23 protein-coding genes and 1 riboswitch are annotated in these 17,956 nt (G+C 66.8%); of the genes, 8 read left to right on the top strand and 15 right to left on the bottom strand.

Annotated features, from left to right (window positions below):
- A partial coding sequence (locus tag A8V01_RS22540; RefSeq protein ID WP_281256519.1) for a flagellin occupies positions 1-168 on the top strand: 168 nt, incomplete at its 5' end.
- 83 nt (positions 169-251) lie between these two features.
- Here A8V01_RS22540 and A8V01_RS22535 read toward each other — a convergent pair.
- From A8V01_RS22535 to flgB, 15 genes are all read right to left on the bottom strand, one after another.
- Entirely contained in the window at positions 252-1,295 is a 1,044-nt protein-coding gene (locus A8V01_RS22535) for a HoxN/HupN/NixA family nickel/cobalt transporter (protein WP_103098516.1), read from the bottom strand.
- Positions 1,296-1,482: 187 nt separating this feature from the next.
- Positions 1,483-1,742: riboswitch (cobalamin riboswitch) on the bottom strand.
- A 68-nt stretch (positions 1,743-1,810) separates the two neighbouring features.
- Complete coding sequence (locus A8V01_RS22530; protein ID WP_170066033.1) at positions 1,811-2,209, bottom strand: nuclear transport factor 2 family protein; 399 nt, start codon at positions 2,207-2,209, stop codon at positions 1,811-1,813.
- A gap of 152 nt (positions 2,210-2,361) precedes the next feature.
- The gene (locus A8V01_RS22525; protein WP_103098514.1) at positions 2,362-3,174 is read right to left on the bottom strand and encodes a flagellar motor protein MotB; all 813 of its coding nucleotides are present in this window, start codon (positions 3,172-3,174) and stop codon (positions 2,362-2,364) included.
- Between the two features lie 15 nt (positions 3,175-3,189).
- Positions 3,190-4,053 (bottom strand): flagellar motor stator protein MotA, encoded by an 864-nt coding sequence (gene motA, locus A8V01_RS22520; protein WP_103098513.1) that lies wholly within the window; start codon positions 4,051-4,053, stop codon positions 3,190-3,192.
- Positions 4,054-4,204: 151 nt separating this feature from the next.
- Complete coding sequence (locus tag A8V01_RS22515; RefSeq protein ID WP_103098512.1) at positions 4,205-5,122, bottom strand: flagellin N-terminal helical domain-containing protein; 918 nt, start codon at positions 5,120-5,122, stop codon at positions 4,205-4,207.
- Positions 5,123-5,130: 8 nt separating this feature from the next.
- Positions 5,131-6,468 (bottom strand): flagellar hook-associated protein FlgK, encoded by a 1,338-nt coding sequence (gene flgK / locus A8V01_RS22510; protein WP_103098511.1) that lies wholly within the window; start codon positions 6,466-6,468, stop codon positions 5,131-5,133.
- Positions 6,469-6,601: 133 nt separating this feature from the next.
- On the bottom strand, positions 6,602-6,976 hold the full coding sequence (locus A8V01_RS22505; RefSeq protein ID WP_103098510.1) for a rod-binding protein: 375 nt from the start codon (positions 6,974-6,976) through the stop codon (positions 6,602-6,604).
- The gene (locus tag A8V01_RS22500; protein WP_103098519.1) at positions 6,973-8,073 is read right to left on the bottom strand and encodes a flagellar basal body P-ring protein FlgI; all 1,101 of its coding nucleotides are present in this window, start codon (positions 8,071-8,073) and stop codon (positions 6,973-6,975) included. Before A8V01_RS22500 ends, A8V01_RS22505 begins: the two co-directional genes overlap by 4 nt.
- A 20-nt stretch (positions 8,074-8,093) precedes the next feature.
- On the bottom strand, positions 8,094-8,801 hold the full coding sequence (locus tag A8V01_RS22495) for a flagellar basal body L-ring protein FlgH (protein WP_103098509.1): 708 nt from the start codon (positions 8,799-8,801) through the stop codon (positions 8,094-8,096).
- Positions 8,802-8,848: 47 nt separating this feature from the next.
- Complete coding sequence (gene flgG / locus A8V01_RS22490) at positions 8,849-9,637, bottom strand: flagellar basal-body rod protein FlgG (protein ID WP_103098508.1); 789 nt, start codon at positions 9,635-9,637, stop codon at positions 8,849-8,851.
- A gap of 91 nt (positions 9,638-9,728) precedes the next feature.
- Positions 9,729-10,487 (bottom strand): flagellar basal body rod protein FlgF, encoded by a 759-nt coding sequence (locus A8V01_RS22485; RefSeq protein ID WP_103098507.1) that lies wholly within the window; start codon positions 10,485-10,487, stop codon positions 9,729-9,731.
- A gap of 22 nt (positions 10,488-10,509) precedes the next feature.
- Positions 10,510-11,319 carry a flagellar hook-basal body protein gene (locus tag A8V01_RS22480; protein ID WP_103098506.1) on the bottom strand — a complete coding sequence of 270 codons (810 nt, stop codon included), beginning with the start codon at positions 11,317-11,319 and terminating at the stop codon, positions 10,510-10,512.
- Between the two features lie 24 nt (positions 11,320-11,343).
- A complete protein-coding gene (locus tag A8V01_RS22475) occupies positions 11,344-11,655 on the bottom strand; it encodes a flagellar hook assembly protein FlgD (RefSeq protein WP_103098505.1) in 312 nt (103 codons plus the stop codon).
- The gene (gene flgC / locus A8V01_RS22470; RefSeq protein ID WP_103098504.1) at positions 11,652-12,068 is read right to left on the bottom strand and encodes a flagellar basal body rod protein FlgC; all 417 of its coding nucleotides are present in this window, start codon (positions 12,066-12,068) and stop codon (positions 11,652-11,654) included. The genes A8V01_RS22475 and flgC overlap by 4 nt, the downstream gene beginning before the upstream one ends.
- Before the next feature lie 17 nt (positions 12,069-12,085).
- Positions 12,086-12,445 carry a flagellar basal body rod protein FlgB gene (gene flgB, locus A8V01_RS22465; protein WP_103098503.1) on the bottom strand — a complete coding sequence of 120 codons (360 nt, stop codon included), beginning with the start codon at positions 12,443-12,445 and terminating at the stop codon, positions 12,086-12,088.
- A gap of 212 nt (positions 12,446-12,657) precedes the next feature.
- On the opposite strand from flgB, the gene A8V01_RS22460 reads away from it, so the two are divergent.
- The 7 genes from A8V01_RS22460 to A8V01_RS22430 form a co-directional block, all read left to right on the top strand.
- Positions 12,658-13,314 carry a MotA/TolQ/ExbB proton channel family protein gene (locus A8V01_RS22460; protein ID WP_103098502.1) on the top strand — a complete coding sequence of 219 codons (657 nt, stop codon included), beginning with the start codon at positions 12,658-12,660 and terminating at the stop codon, positions 13,312-13,314.
- On the top strand, positions 13,311-13,721 hold the full coding sequence (locus A8V01_RS22455; protein ID WP_103098501.1) for a hypothetical protein: 411 nt from the start codon (positions 13,311-13,313) through the stop codon (positions 13,719-13,721). Before A8V01_RS22460 ends, A8V01_RS22455 begins: the two co-directional genes overlap by 4 nt.
- A gap of 39 nt (positions 13,722-13,760) precedes the next feature.
- Positions 13,761-14,267: a flagella basal body P-ring formation protein FlgA gene (locus tag A8V01_RS22450; RefSeq protein ID WP_103098500.1), complete on the top strand. Its 507-nt coding sequence runs from the start codon at positions 13,761-13,763 to the stop codon at positions 14,265-14,267.
- Positions 14,268-14,386: 119 nt separating this feature from the next.
- Positions 14,387-14,683, top strand: coding sequence for a flagellar biosynthesis anti-sigma factor FlgM (locus A8V01_RS22445; protein WP_103098499.1), 297 nt, complete (start codon positions 14,387-14,389; stop codon positions 14,681-14,683).
- On the top strand, positions 14,683-15,036 hold the full coding sequence (locus A8V01_RS22440; protein WP_245892778.1) for a flagellar protein FlgN: 354 nt from the start codon (positions 14,683-14,685) through the stop codon (positions 15,034-15,036). Before A8V01_RS22445 ends, A8V01_RS22440 begins: the two co-directional genes overlap by 1 nt.
- Positions 15,037-15,123: 87 nt before the next feature.
- Positions 15,124-15,990: a transglycosylase SLT domain-containing protein gene (locus A8V01_RS22435; protein ID WP_245892777.1), complete on the top strand. Its 867-nt coding sequence runs from the start codon at positions 15,124-15,126 to the stop codon at positions 15,988-15,990.
- Positions 15,991-16,022: 32 nt separating this feature from the next.
- A partial coding sequence (locus tag A8V01_RS22430; protein WP_425437354.1) for a flagellar biosynthesis protein FlhA occupies positions 16,023-17,956 on the top strand: 1,934 nt, incomplete at its 3' end.

The raw sequence follows: 17,956 nt of genomic DNA, 5'->3' as shown, positions 1-17,956 counted from the left end.
ACCAACACCACGACCAACCTGTCCGACGCCCGCAGCCGCATCGAGGACGCCGACTATTCGGCCGAAACCACCGCGATGGCCAAGGCACAGATCCTCAGCCAGGCATCCACCGCGATGCTCGCTCAGGCCAACCAGAGCCAGCAGAACGTCCTCTCGCTGCTGCGCTAAGAGACTGACGACAGCAGCATAGAGCCTTCCTACCCCGGAAGGCCCGGAAGCCCGGCGGTTCCCCATGGCCGCCGGGCTTTTTATCATTCGGCCCGCACCTCGATCGCGTCCAGCCCGCCCCAGCGCCAGATCGCCCAGCTGACCAGCCAGCAGGCCACGAACAGGCCGATGATCAGGAAGCCGAGCGTGTTGAAATGCTCCGACAGCGCGGCCGCGCCGGACCATACGCCGCCTTCCAGCCCGAACTTTTCGGACAGCAGCGCGGCGGTCTGGATCGAGCCGATCACCAGCGCCACCAGCGCCGAGATCGCGGTGATGACGATGTTGTAGTAGAGCTTGCGGATCGGCTTCACGAAGGCCCATTCGTAGGCGCCCAGCATGATCACGCCGTCGGCGGTGTCGACCAGCGCCATGCCCGCCGCGAACAGCACCGGGAACACCAGCACCGCGCCCAGCGATACCCCGTCCGCCGCATGGGCGCCCGAAAGGCCCAGGATGGCGACTTCAGTGGCGGTGTCGAAGCCCAGGCCGAACAGGAAGCCCAGCGGCGCCATGTGCCAGGCGTGGCGCACCAGCCTGAACACCGGCCGCAGGATGCGCGCGATCAGCCCGCGTCCGGCCAGCAGCATGTCGAGGTCTTCCTCCACATAAGTACCGCCGCGCCGCACATCGACGAAGCGCTGCCACACCCCGCGCAGGATGGCGAGGTTCATGATCGCGATGACGAAGAGGAAGGTCGCGGAAATGATCGTCGCGATTACCCCGCCCGATCGGCCGAACGCCTCGAAATCGTCCAGAGTGCCGGCCGCCAGCGCTATCGTGGTCGCGGCGATGAGGACGATGGCGGAATGGCCCAGCGCAAACCACAGGCCCACGGTGATCGGCCGCTGTCCGTCCTGCATCAGCTTGCGGGTGACGTTGTCGATCGCCGCGATGTGATCGGCGTCGACTGCATGGCGCAGGCCCAGGCTCCAGGCGAGAAGCGCGGTGCCCAGCATCACCGGACTGGCGTGGAACAGGCTGAAGGCCCAGCCCCACACGGCAAGATTGGCGAGGACGAGAAGGGCGAGGAGCACGGATATCCGGCTCCTGAGGGGCGTGTGGGAAGAATTGCGCGCGAGCGACATCGGCACTGTGATCCGTCTTGCGTCGGCGACCTGACGGGGGCGTGCCGCGCAGCCCTGCGCGGTCGGCGCAGGGGCCGCCGGACGGACGCGGCCAGCGCCCGGCGATCCTGCACCGATGCGGCCCCCGCCGCACGTTGCGTCGCTCAGACGGACGATACCGTGCCGCGGCCACCCCCTGGGCCAGGGCAAGAGCGACCGGACGCAGGCAGGTCTCCTGGCTCGTGGGTCATCGCTTGATGCATGGCCTTCCCGTGGCCTCGCATGTCGCAGCGTCCGGCCCAGTGGCTGCCGGTGTCCACCCTTGGGGCACCGGCCTATGCATCGCGCTCGCCACTTACAGTTGCAGGGACAGCCCCGGATTCGGATGCCCGTTCCCTGATGGAAAAGGCATTCTCACCGTGTTCCCTATTAAGCCCCTTGCGGGGCACCGGCGCGATCTTTTGCCGAAAGGCTCAAGGTAGAGCGCTTCGACGCAGGCGTTCCTAATCACGCGCCGGTCGCGCGGCAAGGGGGCGTTATTCGGCGATGTTCATTGCATAAGTGCGGCGGGCAAAGCGCCAGCGACCGTCGTGGCGGATGAACTCGTCGTCGTAACGGGCGGCGAACTTCATCACCTTGCCTTCTATCCGGGCGATTTCGCGCACGTGGCAGCGCCCCTTCGCGGTATCGCCATCGACCTGGATCGCGCCGGGCATGGCGAAGAACATCATCGCGTCCATCCGTGTGAACAGATCGTCCCAGGTGCGCGAAAGGGCTTCGTGCCCGCGCACTTCGGCATGACTGGTGGTCCAGGTGGCGTCGGGCGCCCAGCAATCCAGCCACTGCGCCTTGTCGATCCGGGATGCGGCGTCCGCGTAAGTCTCCATCAGTTCGCGGATGGCGGCGCGGTCTTCGGCGGGGCCGGTGAATTGCATGATGCTCTCCCTGCTTTGGGCGGGAGGGTGCGGTGATGCGGCAGGCGATGCAAGCGGGCGGGAATGCAGGCGCGCGGGCATCGCAGGGGCAATGGATGGCTTACGTGCGTGTGCGGGGGGCGTTTGGGCAAGCTTAGCCGCCACGCGATGCCTCAATCCATTACCGTTACCGAGATGCGGCGGTTGCGCGGGTCGTGCGGGTCGTCGGGGATCAGCAGTTCGCGGTCGGCCACGCCTTCGATGCGGCGGAAGCGGTCTTCGGCGATGCCGTCGCGCATCAGGGCCTGCCGGGTGGCTTCGGCGCGGCCGGCGGACAGCGACCAGTTGTTGCCCACGGTTCCCGGCCGGTACGGCAGCGCATCGGTATGGCCGCGCACGGTCAGCCCGCCGTCGCCTTCCTCAAGCGCCTGGCCGAGCGCGACGAGCAGGTCGCTGGCTTCGGGTGTCAGCACGGTGGTGCCCATGCGGAACATCGAGAAATTGGCATCGTCCACCAGATCGATGCGGATACCCTCTGTCGTGTCGACCATGCGCACCTGCCGCGCCAGCTTGCGCAGGCGTTCGGTGGAGTTGAGCTTCTTCGCGATTTCTTCGCGCGTGCGGCGGGCGCCTTCCTTGGGGCCGCCGGTGGTGTCGCGCGGGATCGTGATGGCCTTGTTGCCGCTGCCGCCGGGGTGGGGCAGCTTGTCCTTGGCGGTCAGCGACGTGCCGCCCAGCAGCCCGGTGCCCGAACCCGATCCGGACTTGCGGTTCTTCACCAGTGTGGGCGAAAAATAGTCGGCAATGCCTTTGCGCTGTTTTTCAGTGGTCGCGCCCAGAATCCACAGCAGCAGGAAGAAGGCCATCATTGCGGTCACGAAGTCTGCATAGGCGACCTTCCAGGCGCCGCCGTGGTGCCCGCCCGCGACGACGGTGATCTTCTTGACGATGATCGGGCGAACAGGCTCTTCAGGCTTTTTTGCCATGGCGGCGTTCCCCCGTCACTTGCCGCGCATCGCGTCGAGCAGGTCGGACAGGCTGGGGCGGAAGGCGTGGCCAAGGCCGGAACGGGCCGATTCCACCACCAGCGGCTGCGGCCAGCCGTGGAGCGACGCGATGATGACCTGCTTGACCGCGTGGAAGATCTGTTCGTCCTGTTCCAGCACCTGTTTCAGCCGCCCGGCCATCGGCGCGACCATGCCGTAGGCCAGCAGCACGCCCATGAAGGTGCCGACCAGCGCCGAACCGATCATCGCGCCAAGGACGGAGGGCGGCTTGTCGATCGATCCCATCGTCTTCACCACGCCCAGCACGGCCGCGACGATGCCCAGCGCCGGCAGCGCATCGGCCAGCCCCTGCAGCGCGTGCTGGGCTTCGTGTTCTTCGTGGAAATGGGTCTTGAGGCCGTTGTCGATCACGTCTTCCACCGCATGGACTTCCAGCGTGCCGGAAGAGACGACGATCAGCGTCAGCGTATCGGCGATGACGTGGACCAGCGCGTTATTGGCCAGAAGGCGCGGAAATTCCGCGAATATGGCGGAGGACTTGGGATCGGAGACGTGGCTTTCCAGCGCCACCGGGCCGTCCGTGCGCAGCATCTTCATCAGCCGCGCGGTCAGGATGATCGCGTCGATGTGGTCCTGCTTGTTGTGCTTGGGCCCCTTGAACACTTTCACGAAGCCGCCGCCGATGCCCTTGAGTTCGTGCATCGAATTGCCGGTGACGATCGCGCCCACCGCCGCGCCGCCGATGATCAGCATTTCGTGCGGGATCGCTTCCAGCACCGGGCCAAGCGCACCGCCGGTCAGTGCGAAGCCGCCGAAGACCATCACCAGCAGGATGACGACGCCGATGATTGCGAACATGGGGTACTCCGGCAACGTGGATAGGGATGGTTGCCGCCCGAGGGGGCTTCGACAAGCTCAGCCTGAGCGGATTTGGAGGTAGTTCTCCTTGCCTTTCGGATGCTTCGTCCTGCTCCCCCCTCGGGTTGAGCTTGTCGAAGCCCCCCGCAGATCAGCGCAGCTGGTCGAACAGGGACAGGCTGGACAGCCGGGTGAAGCTGGCCTGGCTGGCTTCCAGCACGGTAAGCGTTTCCTGCAGCCGGGTCATCGTGGTGGCCAGGTCCGCGCCGCCGATGCCGGCTTCCTCGGTGGAGCGCAGTTCGGAAAGGTCGGTGCGGCGATCGGTGGTCAGTTCAATCCAGTTGAGTCGGCTGCCCACCACGGTCTGCGCGGTGGTCAGGGTATCCAGCCCGGTCTGAAGGTCGGTCAGCGCGTCGGTGGCGGCGGTGGTCCCCGGACCGGCTTTGAGCGCATCGGACAGGGCCTGCACCGTTGCCATCACGTCGGTTGCGGTGCCGTCCTTGCCGGTGAAGGTCAGGAATTGCGGCCCGGTCATCGAACGGGTGACGTGCTGCCCTTCGCCCAGCGGCAGTTCATCGACCTGCGCGGTGCCGACGTATTGCGCCTTGCCCGCCGCGTCCAGCTGGTAGGCGTCGCCCGACGCCTCGCCTCCGAACAGCGCATGGCCGTTGGAATCGCGCGCGTTCGACAGCGCAAGCATGGTATTGTGCAACTGGTCCAGCTCGGCCGCGATGGCGCTGCGCTGGTCGCCGGTCAGGGTGGAGGATGCCGCCTGTGTCGCCAGTTCCTTCGCCCGGATCACCGCGTCGGCCATGTCTGACATCGTGCCTGACGCCAGGGTCAGGTCGGCATTGGCCCGTTCCGAATTGGCGGTGTCGATCTGCGCCAGCGAATCCATCCGCGCCAGTGCCCGCAGCCGCGATGCGGCCACCGGATTGTCGGACGAACGGTCCAGCTTGTTCCCGCTCGACAGCTGGGACTGCAGGCTCTCCGCCTGCGCGCGCAGGCCCTTGATGTCCGAGCGCGACCTTTCGAAGAAGGCGCCGGTGGAAGTGGTGATGCTGCTCATTTGCGCGATTACCTGATGCCGAGGATGGAATCGAACAGGTCCGAAGCAACCTGCATGACGCGCGCCGAAGCCTGATAGGCCTGCTGATAGCGCATGAGGTTCACTGCCTCGTCGTCGAGATTGACGCCCGCCTGGCTCTGCAGCGCGACTTTTGCGCTGGAGGCGATCGAATCGAGCGCGTCGCGGGTTACCGTGCGGCCGGCGACGGCGCTGGAGACGGTAAACAGCAAAGTGTCCATCTGCCCCGCCGGGTCGGCGCCGTCGAAGGCCGCGCGCATGGCGGTAAGGTTGCCGACGTCGCGGCTGCCCGCAGCCGATCCGGCGGGCGCGGTGGCCACTGCGCCGCCGCCCGTCGCCACCATCTTCAGGCTTGCGGCGTCATTGCCCGAGAATATCGGCTGCCCCGCATTGCCCTGCAGGTCCACGCCCGAGGCTTGTGCGGTGTTGATGGTATCGGCGATGCTGGCGGCGATCCCGTCCAACGCGGTGCGGGCGCCCGCAAGTTCCACCAGCGCCTGCGCCTTGCCCGCGATCGCGCCGGAGCTGAGCGTCACGGCCTGGCTGTTGACGGTGAAGTTGAGGGTGCCACCGGCAGTGGTGGTCATCGCCAGCGTGTTGGCGGCCGCGCCCGATACCAGCGCCGATCCGGTCGGCCCGCCAAGCATCACCGAAACGGTCTTGTCGGGATTGATGGTGGTGGTGATATCGGCCTGGCCGCTCAGCTTCTGGAGCAGCATGTCGCGCTGGTCGAGCAGGGCGCTCTGATCGCTCGACGAATCGGCGGAGCGCATCAGCCGCAGGTTCACGCGGGCCAGTTCGCCCGCCGTGGTGTTGATCTGGTCGACACCATCCTTCGCTTCGAACTGCAGGCCCTTGGCGGCCGAATCGAGGCTTTGCGCGGCGGTGTTGAAGGTCTGCGCCATCGTGCGGCCATCTTCCACCACTTGCGCGCGCAGCGATCCGTCGACGGGATCGGACAGCAGCTGCTTGAGGCTGCCTTCGAAGGCGACGACCGAATCGTAGACGCCGGTCTGTTCCAGCGCCGCCTCGACGTTTCCAAGCCCCTGCACTTCGGCGGCGGCGCGCGCGGCATCCGAGCCGGTGCGGCGCACTTCGGCCTGGCGGAAGGTATCGGCGTTGCGCACGATCCCGGTGATCCGCGCGCCCGACAGGTTGATCGCGGACGGCGTGGTGAGGCTGACCCCGTTGGCCACTTCCGACACCGCGACCGAGCGGCGGACATAACCTTCGCTCGATGCGTTCGCGATGTTGTTCGACGTCACTTCCAGCGCTGCGCGGGCGACGCGGGCGCCGGACTTGCCGATCGAGAGAAGGTCGGATGCCATGGGTCGTTGCGGTTCCGTTTGCGCGCGCCGGGGCTTCGTCAGGCTCAGCCCGGGCGGGGTTGATGGGTTCGCTTGTCAGAACGGCAGCGGAGCGCGGATTTTCAGGGCGATCACGGGAAAATCCTGCGCGGGATCACTTGTCGCCGGAGGTGCCGCCGGATTTGCCGCCGGATTCCCCGTCCGCCGTGGCTTGCGCGCTTTCGGATGGAGTTTCGGGCACGAACCGCGCCATCTGCGCTTCCAGCATCTTGGCAAGCCCGATGGTGCCGCCTTCGGCCGTGGCGTCGGCAAAGTGTTCGTCCTGCAGCTGACGGAAGGTTTCCATCGCCTGTCCGCCGGATATATCGCCCGCGCCGCCGTCTCCGCCGAAGCTGGTCTTGCGCGCGGCGCTCAGCATCTGGCGCAGGAACACGGCTTCGAACTGCTTGGCCACGGTATGCAGCTTTTCGCGGTCGGTCTGCCCGGTCTTGACCGTCATGCCTGACGCGGAGGGGAGGATCGTGCTCATATCACCACCATCTCGGCTTTCAGCGCGCCCGCCTGCTTGAGCGCTTCGAGGATCGCCACAAGATCGGACGGGGTCACGCCCAGCATGTTGAGCGCATCGACCACCTTGGACAGCGAGGCGCCGCCTTTGAACAGCGCGACCGAGCGGTTTTCCTCCTCGACCGAAACGTTGGAGCGGTTCTCCACCGCCGTGCGGCCGTTGCTGAACGGGCCGGGCTGCGAGACGCGGTCGTTCTCTTCCACCCGCACGGTCAGCTTGCCGTGGCTGATCGCTGCGGGCGAAAGGCGCACCGCAGAGTTGATGACGACGGTGCCGGTGCGGCTGTTGACGATCACGCGCGCGGCGGTTTCGGCGGGCGATACCTCGATCATCTCGATCGCGGCCATCATGCTGGCGCGGCTGTCCGGGTCGCCGGGCATGCGCAGGGCCAACGTCACGCCGTCCTCAACCGATGCGATGCCGGGCACTTTGCTGTTGATCGCATCGCGCACGCGCGCGGCGGTCAGGAAATCGGCGCTGAACAGGTTCCAGCGCAAGGTGTCGCCCGCATCGAAGCCGGTCGCGACGGCGCGTTCCACGCTGGCCCCTTCGGCAATGCGGCCCACGGTGGGGATATTGACGGTGACCTTGGACCCGTCCTTGCCCGATGCGTCGAGCCCGCCGACCGCAAGATTGCCCTGCGCCATCGCGTAGATCTGCCCGTCCGCGCCGTAGAGCGGGGTCAGGATCAGAGCGCCGCCGCGCAGCGACTTGGCCTTGCCGATGGTGGAGACGGTCACGTCGATGCGCTGGCCCGGCTTGGCGAAGGCGGGAAGGTCGGCCGTGATCATGACGGCGGCGGCGTTCTTGAGCCCCGGCGCCACGCCGGGCGGCAGGGTCAGCCCCATGCGGCCCGACACGCCCTTCATCGCCTGCGTCACGTATTCAAGATTGTCGTCACCGGTGCCGGGCAGGCCCACGACGACGCCGTAGCCGGTCAGCTGGTTGGTGCGCACGCCCTGGAACTGGCCCAGATCGCGCACGCGCTCGGCATGAGCCAGCGTGGGCGCGCAAACTGCCAGCAGAGCGCCCGTCAGCGTTGCGAGGAATTTGAGCATGGTAAGTCTCATGGCCATCGTCAGAACGGCGAAATCATGTTGAAGAAGCGCCCCAGCCAGCCCTGTTTGCTGGCCTGCTGCAGCGCGCCCTTGCCGGTATATTCGATGCGCGCATCGGCCACGCGGTCGGAGGCGATCTGGTTTTCCTGATCGATGTCCACCAGCCGCACGATGCCGGAAAAGCGCACCCATTCGTCGCCCTGGCTGATCAGCATCTTCTTTTCCCCCCGCACCAGCGCGGTGCCGTTCGGGCGTACTTCGGCGATCGTCACCGACAGCGTGCTGTTGAGCGAGGACGTCTGCGCCGCGCTGCCTTGTCCGGTGAAGCTGGAGTTCGATCCCGCCTTAAGCGCTTCGGCGTCCAGCAGCTTGGAGATCAGCCCCTTGGTCGGCGGCTGGACGCCCAGCGAACCGGACTTGCCGCTCTTGGAACTGACGGCCTTGGACGCGGTGGTGCTTTCCACCAGCAGGATCGTAAGCGGATCGCCCACGCGCGCGGCGCGGGTGCCCTGATAAAGCGCGGCGTATCCGCCCGATGCGGCGAAGATCGAACCGCTCGCGGCAACCGGCGCCACGGGTGCGACGACGGGCAGGGTGGGCTCGAAGCCGGAAGGCTTGGGTTCCTTCTTGGCGAGGGCCGGAACCGGCGAGACGGACAGCATCGCGATCGCCGCCGTCCCTGCCGCCAGCCGCAGCTTGGGGCGGACATGCTTCGACAGGCGCAGCATCAGCGGTGCTCTTCCTTTCAGCGTGGGGGCAGCGCGAAGGCGCATCGTTACAGCGTCTGGTTGGCGTTGCGCAGCATCTCGTCCACGGCAGAGATCATCTTGGAATTGATCTCGTAGGCGCGCTGCGTCTCGATCATGTCGACCAGTTCCTCGACGACGTTGACGTTGGACGCTTCGAGCATGCCCTGACGGATATGGCCGCGGCCCTGTTCGCCCGCCGGACCGATCTGCGCGGGGCCGCTGCCCGCGGTTTCCAGCATGAAGTTGTCGCTGGCGGCCTGCAGCGCCACGGGGTTGGTGAAGCTGGCGATGGTGATCTGCCCCAGCTCGGTCGGCTCGGCCTGGCCCTGCAGCGTGGCTGAAACGGTGCCGTCGGCGGAAATCGTGATCGACGTCGCGCCTTCGGGCACGGTGATGCCCGGCTGTACGGGGTAGCCCTGCGACGTCACCAGCTGCCCTTCGGCAGTGCGGCTGAAATTGCCCGCGCGGGTATAGCCCAGCTGGCCGCCCGGCATCTGGATCTGGAAGTAGCCATCGCCGTCGAGCGCAAGATCCAGCGAATTGCCGGTGGTCTGCAGCGAGCCCTGCGTCTCCATCCGCGTGGTCGACTGGACGGCGACGCCGGTGCCCAGGTTGAGCCCGGTGGCATAGGCCGTCTCGGTCGACGACTGCGCGCCCGCGACGCGCGTGTCCTGATAGGCCAGCGTTTCGAAATTGGCGCGGTCGCGCTTGAAGGCGGTGGTCGAGACGTTCGCCAGGTTGTTGGCGATAACGCGCATGCGCGTGTCCTGAGCCTCAAGCCCGGTGCGGGCGACCTGAAGTGCGGAACTGGGCATGGTGTCTATCCTCTAGGTGTCGTTGTGTACCGTTTGAGTGCGGTCAGGTGCAGGCCGTCATTTCGGGGCGTTTCGGCCCCTTTTCAGGCCATCATCCGTCAAGCCGCATCAGCCGCGCTCCGGCTTCGTCGAGGTCGCCGGCGGTCTTCACCAGCTTGGTGCGCATATCGAAAAGCCGCTGCGCTGCGATCATCTCCGTCAATACCTCGGAAGGGTTTACATTGGACTGTTCCAGGGCTCCGGGAATCACCTGAGCGTTCTCGTCCACCGGCAGCACGCCGCCGTTCGGCACGCGGAACTGACCAGCGACATCCTTGGCGATCTGCGTGCCTGCGGTGCTGACAAGTTTCAGCTTATCAAGCACTTGTGGCGCAGCGTCGGGCGTGTCGGGATCGGAGGCCAAGACGCCGCCATCGGGGCCGATGGTGACTTTCGCGCCGGGCGGAACGGTGATCGGCCCGGACTGCCCGATCACCGGCAGCCCGTCGCCGTTCTGCAGCACGCCGGTCACGGTGATCGAAAGATCGCCCCGCCGGGTGTAGCTTTCCTGCCCGTCCATCGCCTGCACCGCCAGCATCGCATCGCCCTGCATCGCGATGTCGAGCGGGTAGTTGGTGCGGTTGAGCCCGCCCGCCTTCATCGACGCCGCCGAGACTTCGGAGCTGGACAGCGAACGCACTTCCAGCTGCGGGCTTCCGGGAGCGGAAGGGACCAGCGTGGTCGGCGTTGCCTGCAGAATTTCCGCTTTGAAGCCAATGGTCTGCGCGTTCGCCATGTTGCTGGCGATCACGCGCTCACGGTTCATCGAAGCGTTCATCCCCGAAACGGCGGTGTAGATCAGGCGGTCCATGTCCTAGCTCCCGTCAGTCCGATCAGGTGCGCAGGTTGATGACGGTCTGCGAGATCTGCGTAGCGGTATCGATCGCCTTGGCATTGGCCTGGAAGTACCGCTGCGCGCTGATCAGATCGACGAGTTCCTCGGCGATATCGACGTTGGACCGTTCCAGCGAGCCCGAGTTGATAGAGCCGAACGCACCGGAACCGGGCGCGCCGTAAGCGGCAGGGCCGGACTTTCCGGTGACCTTCCAGCTCGAATCGCCCACCTGCTTGAGCCCGGTGGGTGCGGTGAAGTTGGCCAGTGCCACGGTGCCGACATTGGCGCTGGTGCCGTCGTCGTAGGACGCGACGACCTGGCCTTCGTTGTCGATCGTCACGCTTGCCAGCGTCGACCCAGCGGCATTGATCGGCGGAACCATCGCGTCCTGGTGCGTGCTGGTGTCCACGGTGCCGCCGCTGTTCGGGAATACCTGAAGGCGCGCGCCCTCGGCATTCTTGATGAACCCGTTGCCGTCCACGCTGAACGCGCCGTTGCGGGTGTAGGTGGTCTGGCCCGAGACCGGCGATGCGGTGGTGAAGAAGCCTTCGCCGCCGATCGCAAGGTCAAGCGCGTTGCCGGTCTGCTCGATCGCGCCGACGCCGAAGTTCTGGCGAATTTCCGCCACGCGTGAGCCGATGCCCACGGTCAGCGAAGGGTCGGTGATGACCGAGGACGAGATGATGTCGGCGAACTGCGTATTGCTCTTCTTGAAGCCGTTGGTCTCGGCGTTGGCGATGTTGTGCGAGATGACGTTGAGATCGGTCTGCGCGTTCTTCAGGCCGGTGAGCGAGGTATAGTAGGACATCGTTTATCTCCGAAAGAATAGGGGTCAGGCAGAAGGATTCTGAGAAGCGGCAAGCTTGGCGACGGCGGCGGCCGTGTCGCTCTGGGCCGAGACGACCTTGTCCAGCTTGTCGGCAATGGACTGCAGCGTCTCGCCGCTCTTGGTGCTGCTCGCCAGCGAGGAGAACTGGGCCATCTGGGCCAGCATCTCGTTGTTGTCGGTCGGGTTCGTCGGGTCCTGCTGCTTGAGCTGGGCCGTCATCAGCTTGATGAAGTCCCCCGAATCGAGATCGGCGAGCGAGTTCTTGGCCTTCACGGCCGAGGTGGCCGAAGTGGCGTTTACGGAAGTGACGGTCATTTCATCCTCAGCGTGTCGAGCATCAGTTGCTTGGCGGTGGAAAGGGCCTCGACCATGTTCTGGTACTGGCGCGAGGCTTCGAGCATCTCGACCATCTCCGCGTTCTCATCGACCGGAGCGGTCCACACGTCGCCGTTGGCATCGGCAAGCGGGTGATCGGGGTTGTGCTGGCGCACGGCGGCGGCCTTTTCGCGGATCACGCCGCTGACTTTCACCGAGGCAAGCCCGCTGGCACGGTCCAGATCCTCGGAGAAGACGGCGCGGATCGGCTTGTAGGCCCCGTCCTCGGTGGCCGAAACGGAGCCCGCATTGGCCAGGTTCGAGGCCGCCGCGTTCATTCGCACCAGCTGCGCCGACATGCCCTTCTGGGCAACGCCGAAGAGGTTCATGGGGCCGGAATTGACGCTGCTCATGGTTTATTCGCCCCCCATCATTCGCCGCGCAGGGCGCGCTTGACGGTGTCGACCCGCCCGCGGATGAAATCGAGGGTGGCCGAATAGCCGACCGCGTTTTCCGAGAAGGCAAGCTGCTCGTTCTGCAGTTCCACGGTGTTGCCATCAAGCGAAGGCATCACGGGGACGCGGTAGAATTCGGCGGCCTTGCCGGCCTGGTCGACACTGGCGCCCCCCTGACCATTGGCGTCGGCAGCACGGATCGCGACGGAAAAGTCGATATCCTTCGCCTTGTAGCCGGGCGTACCGGCGTTCGCGATGTTGGACGCGATCAGGCCCATGCGCTGGGACCGCAGCTCCAGCGCCTTGCCGTGTATTCCGAATAGGTCTTGCGACATGGATGTGATGGTCCCGAAAACTGTGTTGCCGGATACTTCGCAAAGGGCGTGCCAAACGGTTGCAGGCGCGGATTTCTGCGCTTTCGGCGATCGGCCCTGGCTGCGAGAGTGTGAAACCGGCAATCTCTTGCCGGTTGGCGGCAAATCCCCGTTGCCGCCTGAAATCCTGAATCCTCCGCCGTTCTAAGTCCTCAAAAGGAGGATTTTTCCGGATGCTCTTCCACACCCTGTTCGACCCGCTCGGCGCATTGATCGTCGTGGGGGGCACTTGCCTTGCCACTGTTCTGCGTTGCGGGCTGGGGGATACCGGCGCGGCGCTGCGCACGGCGGGCACGCTTTTCCGGCCGCGCTTCAGGGCGGAGCGGGCGCGGGCCGAACTGGCGGTGCAGGTGCAGGAAATCCAGCAGGACGGCGTTATCCGGGCCGAACCGCACCACGTAGGCGATGCCGAGATCGACGACGTGACGGATGCGCTTATCGGCTCACGCTCGATCGAGGCGTTGCAGGCCGCGCATGCCGCGCACAAGCGGCGGCGCATGGGCCAGAGCCGCCGCGCCATCCGCACGTTCGAGCAGGCGGCCGAACTTTCACCCGTGTTCGGGCTTGCCGGAACGCTGGTTTCGCTGACACGCCTGCCTGCCGATCCCGGCGCGGCATCGGACTTTACCAGCGCAATCTCCATGGCGGTGCTGACCACGCTATACGGCCTGCTGCTGGGCAACCTGTTGTTTGCGCCGGTCGCCCGCATGATCGCGCGCCGTGCACTGCGCGAGGAGGCCGATCGGCAGCGGGTGCTGGAATGGCTGGAGCGGCAGGTCGCCGGCGCGCTGCCGCACACCTGGGCGAAGGCGACCGGAGAGGGCCGTTGAAGGCCGGAGCCTATGGCTGGCAGACCTCGCTCGCCGATCTTTCGCTGATCCTGTTCATGCTGGCCGCCGCTGCCCTGCATGACCGGCCTGAGGCTCCGCAAGCCTCGGGCCATCGCGCCTCTCCCCAATCGGAACCGCTGGCGGTGTACCACCCCGCCCCCGATGCCCCGCGTCTTGACGAATGGCTGGGCCAACAGGCGGTCGATCCGCGCCAGCAGCTGACGATTACCGTGAACTACGGCCCGGAACCGGGCGCGCGCGCAGCCGCGATGCAGGAAGCCGCGCGCCTGCTTGCAGAGGCAGGGCTGGCGGGGCGGGCGGCGCGCATCGTCGTGGAGCCGGGGATCGGCCCGGCCCGCGCCGCGCTGGCCTACGACACTCCGAATGGCACGGGACTTGCTCCGTAAGCGTGTGAACCCGTTCAAAGCCCGGAGGTCGCTTCCTGAATGTCCGTAAGCCTGCTTGTGCTGGCTGCAACCGTATCGGCGCAGTTCGCAGATCTTGATGCCATAGACCGGCAGGTCGCCGCGTTTACCGGCGCCGCTGTGGGGCAGGCGGGCGGTGCCGTCACGCCTGTCGACCGGCGCCTGCGCCTTCAGCCCTGCCGCAGCGGCATGGCCCTGTCGTGGCGCACGCCTGCGCAGGACAGTGTCGTCGTCCAGTGCGGCGATGCGGGCGGCTGGCGCATCTTCGTGCCGGTCCGCAGCACGGGCGCAAGCGCGGGTGCTGCAGGGGCGGGGGCTGGCGGACCCGTGGCGGTGACGCGCGGCGATGCCGTGTCGATCGCCGTCTCGGGAGAGGGCTTCACCGTATCGCAGCCCGGCGAGGCCATGGAATCCGGCCCCGTCGGCGGCTGGATCAAGGTGCGTCCGGTATCCGGCACCATCGCCCGTGGCGATGTGATGCGGGCAAGGATCGAGCGGCCGGGGCTCGTCTCGGTCCCTCTGCCGTAGGCTGCGGTCGGGCTTTGCCGCCGTTCCGGCAAGTTTCTGCCGCTCTAATTTCGATGCCGCCCTAAAAAGCCTGCCGCCCTTGCCGTTCTGGGGGGCAGGACATCTCAAGGAGCGGCAACATGCCACCAATCGAAGTGGGGTCTGCGCAGCGCGTCGGCGCAATCGAAAGCAGGCTGGCCCGCGTGACGGGCGGTGACACTACTACGGTCGTCGCGAAGGCGCCGACCACCACGACCGTCTCGGCGACTCCGTCGGTCGAGACTTCACAAGCGCTCGAGGCCGGCAAGGCCCCGGTCGACACCGACCGCGTCGCGCTCATCCGCCAGGCGGTGGAATCCGGGAACTATCCATTGGTCCCGGCCAAGATCGCCGACGCCATGATCGCGGCCGGTATGCTGCTGAGGACTGCACACTGATGACTGACGCCGTTTCTTCTTCCGCCCTGCGCGACACCCTGCGGCAGATGCTTGCCGTTCTGGAAGAGGAGCGGCAGGCGCTTGCCGGTCTCGATCTCGATGCGATCGTGGGCACCACGCGCGACAAGGACCGTCTGTGCGGCAGGATCGATGCTCTTGGCGACGCCGCCGGCGCGCCGGAGCTGGATGAGGAATGCCGTTCCATGCTGGATGCGGCGCGGCGGCTGAACGAGGTCAACCGGCAGGTGCGCAACATCATCGCCGCCAACGTCTCGCGCCGCCTGAATGCGCTGACGGGCAGCCCGCAGCTGTACCGCATTCCCAAGGGCTACGCCGCGATGGCGCGCGCCTGATTTTTCCGGCCTGACCTTTCCCCAGCCACCGTCTGGCACGGCTCTTGCTGAAACGTTCCCGGTAATTCTTTTGCCGGGAGCAATATCTTGAGCGACGGACGAGTTGTCAGCGGCCTTGGCACGCTTGCCGCAGCGGGCGCGCAAGTGCGCGACGCGATCGCGAAGGCTGCGCAGGCAACGGGCGTCGACTTCGATTATCTGCTGGCGCCGGCCAAGATCGAATCCAGCCTCAACCCCTCGGCCCGCGCCGCCACGTCCAGCGCGGCGGGGCTGTATCAGTTCACATCGGGCACCTGGACCGCCACGCTGGGGCGCCACGGCGCCGCGCACGGCATGGGCTGGGTCAACGACGCGCTATCCACCCCCACCGGCCGGGCGCAGGTCATGGCCATGCGTTACGATCCGCAAGTCTCGGCGCTGATGGCCGGGCACCTTGCCGCCGACAACCGCGCCGACCTGACCGCACGGCTGGGGCGCGAGCCCGATGCCTCGGAGCTGTACCTCGCCCATTTCCTCGGCTCTGCCGGGGCGGGCAAGTTTCTGGAAGCGCTGGCCGCCGATTCCACCCAGAGCGCCGTCGCGCTGCTGCCCAAGGCGGCCGCCGCCAATCGCGGCATCTTCTTCGCGGGAGGGGCGCCGCGCTCGGTCGGCGGGGTCATGGCGCTGATCCGTGACAAGGTGCAGGGGGCGATGGAAGGCGCGGGGGCTCCGACCGGAGCGGCCAATTGGGCCGATCCCCGCATTGCCTACCAGACCCCCGGGCTGGACGCGCAGGCCGGTCCGCTGGCGCGTGAGTTTCACGCGGGGCAGGCCGCCGCGCCACAGGTTGCACCCCAACCGCCAGCCGCGCGTTCCATGTCCGAAACGCTGGCTTCCGCATTCGGCGGGGCCAGCGCTTCCGTTCCCGAGAATGTCCGCGCCGCATACGCCAAGCTGACGAGGCTGGGCCTGTGAACCTGCTTTCGCGTATCAGCAATCCGGGGGCGATGGCGCTTCCGGCCGGTATCCTCGTCCTCATCTGCCTCATGATCGTGCCGGTTCCGGCGATCGTGCTGGACGTGTCGTTCGTGCTCAACATCGCGCTGTCGGTGGCGGTGCTGATGGCGGCGATGAACGCGGAAAAGCCGCTCGATTTCTCTGCCTTCCCTTCTGTCCTGCTGTTTGCGACGCTGCTGCGCCTGGCGCTCAACGTCGCGTCAACCCGTGTCGTGCTGGTCCACGGGCACGAGGGCGAGGCGGCGGCAGGCAAAGTCATCGAAAGCTTCGGCGCCTTCCTGATCGGCGGCAACTTCGCGGTCGGGATATTCGTGTTCCTGATCCTGATGATCATCAATCTGGTGGTCGTCACCAAGGGCGCGGGGCGCGTTTCGGAGGTTTCGGCGCGCTTCACCCTTGATGCGCTGCCGGGCAAGCAGATGGCGATCGACGCCGACCTTGCCGCCGGCCTGATGACCGCCGACGAAGCCAAGGCCCGCCGCCGCGAAGTGGCGACAGAGGCGGACTTCTACGGATCGATGGACGGTTCGTCCAAGTTCGTGAAGGGCGATGCCATCGCCGCCCTGCTGATTCTGGGCGTCAACATCGTGGCGGGGTTCTGCCTTGGTATGATCAGCCACGGGCTGTCCGCCAGCGAGGCCGCGCAGACCTACATCACTCTGGCCATCGGCGATGCGCTGGTGGCGCAGGTGCCCGCACTGCTGCTGTCGATCGCGGCGGCCATCATCGTCACCCGCGTGTCCGACAGCCGGGGCCTTGCCGGGCAGATCGGCGGCCAGTTCGCCTCGCCCGGCACGTGGTTGCCGGTGGGCGTGGTGCTGGCGGCGATCGGGGTGATCCCGGCGATGCCGCAGTCGATCTTCCTGCCCGCCTCGGCAATGGCGTTCTGGCTGTGGCACAGCCTCAAGAAGCGCGCCGACCGCGCGCTCATCGCGCCCGTGGTGGAAGAACTGCCCGAGGCCGCGCCCGATCCGTCGAAGATCGCGCTGGAGGACGTGTCCGACCACACCCTTGTCACCATCGAACTGGGCTATGGCCTGGTCCAGCTGGTGGACGAGCGGCGCGGAGCCCCGCTGGTCAGCCGGGTTACCGGCGTGCGCAAGCAGTTGAGCCAGAGCTTCGGCTTCATCGTCCCGCAGTTCCGCGTGCGCGATGCGCTGGACATGCCGCCGCACGAATATCGCATCGTGCTGGGCGGCGTGAACCTTGGCGGGGCGATGGTGCGCGCGGAAAAGGTGCTGGCCATCGATGCGGGAGAAGCGCGGCCCGGCAGCGCCCTGCGCGGCGAGAACTGCTTCGACCCCAGCTTCGGTTGTCCGGCCATGTGGATCGATCCGGCCGCCCGCGATCAGGCGACTGCGGACGGGTTCCTTACCGTCGACCCCGGCACCGTCATCGCCACGCACCTCAACCAGCTGCTTTCGGCGCGGCCGCAGGACTTGCTTGGCCCCGATCAGGTGCGTGCGCTGGTGGAGGCGCTGAAGGAACATTCGGCCGGTCTGGTCGAGACGGTGACCCCGCAGCCGATGAGCCTTGCCGCAGTCACCCGTCTGCTGCGCGCGCTGCTGGAAGACTACATTCCGATCGCGCATCTGGTGCCGATCTTCGCCAGCCTTTCGCGCGCCGTGCAGCAGACGCTGGATCACGACCGTCTTGTGGAACTGGTGCGCGCCGATCTTGGGCCGCTGATCGTCGGGCGGGTCTGCTCGCCCACACAGCGGCTGCCGGTGGTGACGCTCGATGCCGGGCTGGAGGGGGCGATCGTGCAGGGCATGGTCGATCCCGCCACCGGCCAGCCGGTGATCGAGCCCGACCTTGCCCGCATGATCGGCGAACGCATCGTTGCCCTTGGCGAGATGCGCGGGCCGCATGCCCTGCCGCTGGCGCTGGTGGTGCAGCCGCGCGCGCGGCGCGCGCTGGCCGC

It is taken from the genome of Novosphingobium guangzhouense (assembly GCF_002896965.1).
Classification (GTDB): Bacteria; Pseudomonadota; Alphaproteobacteria; order Sphingomonadales; family Sphingomonadaceae; genus Novosphingobium; species Novosphingobium guangzhouense.
Note: the sequence above shows the minus strand (reverse complement) of the source record. Positions and strands in the feature narration are given on the sequence as shown.

What these genes read in the sequence shown, in the direction of transcription:
- A8V01_RS22535 (WP_103098516.1), bottom strand. Translation starts at nt 1,295, where the DNA reads ATGTCGCTCGCGCGCAATTCTTCCCACACGCCCCTCAGGAGCCGGATA.
- A8V01_RS22530 (WP_170066033.1), bottom strand. Translation starts at nt 2,209, where the DNA reads ATGCAATTCACCGGCCCCGCCGAAGACCGCGCCGCCATCCGCGAACTG.
- A8V01_RS22525 (WP_103098514.1), bottom strand. Translation starts at nt 3,174, where the DNA reads ATGGCAAAAAAGCCTGAAGAGCCTGTTCGCCCGATCATCGTCAAGAAG.
- motA (WP_103098513.1), bottom strand. Translation starts at nt 4,053, where the DNA reads ATGTTCGCAATCATCGGCGTCGTCATCCTGCTGGTGATGGTCTTCGGC.
- A8V01_RS22515 (WP_103098512.1), bottom strand. Translation starts at nt 5,122, where the DNA reads ATGAGCAGCATCACCACTTCCACCGGCGCCTTCTTCGAAAGGTCGCGC.
- flgK (WP_103098511.1), bottom strand. Translation starts at nt 6,468, where the DNA reads ATGGCATCCGACCTTCTCTCGATCGGCAAGTCCGGCGCCCGCGTCGCC.
- A8V01_RS22505 (WP_103098510.1), bottom strand. Translation starts at nt 6,976, where the DNA reads ATGAGCACGATCCTCCCCTCCGCGTCAGGCATGACGGTCAAGACCGGG.
- A8V01_RS22500 (WP_103098519.1), bottom strand. Translation starts at nt 8,073, where the DNA reads ATGCTCAAATTCCTCGCAACGCTGACGGGCGCTCTGCTGGCAGTTTGC.
- A8V01_RS22495 (WP_103098509.1), bottom strand. Translation starts at nt 8,801, where the DNA reads ATGCTGCGCCTGTCGAAGCATGTCCGCCCCAAGCTGCGGCTGGCGGCA.
- flgG (WP_103098508.1), bottom strand. Translation starts at nt 9,637, where the DNA reads ATGCCCAGTTCCGCACTTCAGGTCGCCCGCACCGGGCTTGAGGCTCAG.
- A8V01_RS22485 (WP_103098507.1), bottom strand. Translation starts at nt 10,487, where the DNA reads ATGGACCGCCTGATCTACACCGCCGTTTCGGGGATGAACGCTTCGATG.
- A8V01_RS22480 (WP_103098506.1), bottom strand. Translation starts at nt 11,319, where the DNA reads ATGTCCTACTATACCTCGCTCACCGGCCTGAAGAACGCGCAGACCGAT.
- A8V01_RS22475 (WP_103098505.1), bottom strand. Translation starts at nt 11,655, where the DNA reads ATGACCGTCACTTCCGTAAACGCCACTTCGGCCACCTCGGCCGTGAAG.
- flgC (WP_103098504.1), bottom strand. Translation starts at nt 12,068, where the DNA reads ATGAGCAGCGTCAATTCCGGCCCCATGAACCTCTTCGGCGTTGCCCAG.
- flgB (WP_103098503.1), bottom strand. Translation starts at nt 12,445, where the DNA reads ATGTCGCAAGACCTATTCGGAATACACGGCAAGGCGCTGGAGCTGCGG.
- A8V01_RS22460 (WP_103098502.1), top strand. Translation starts at nt 12,658, where the DNA reads ATGCTCTTCCACACCCTGTTCGACCCGCTCGGCGCATTGATCGTCGTG.
- A8V01_RS22450 (WP_103098500.1), top strand. Translation starts at nt 13,761, where the DNA reads ATGTCCGTAAGCCTGCTTGTGCTGGCTGCAACCGTATCGGCGCAGTTC.
- A8V01_RS22445 (WP_103098499.1), top strand. Translation starts at nt 14,387, where the DNA reads ATGCCACCAATCGAAGTGGGGTCTGCGCAGCGCGTCGGCGCAATCGAA.
- A8V01_RS22440 (WP_245892778.1), top strand. Translation starts at nt 14,683, where the DNA reads ATGACTGACGCCGTTTCTTCTTCCGCCCTGCGCGACACCCTGCGGCAG.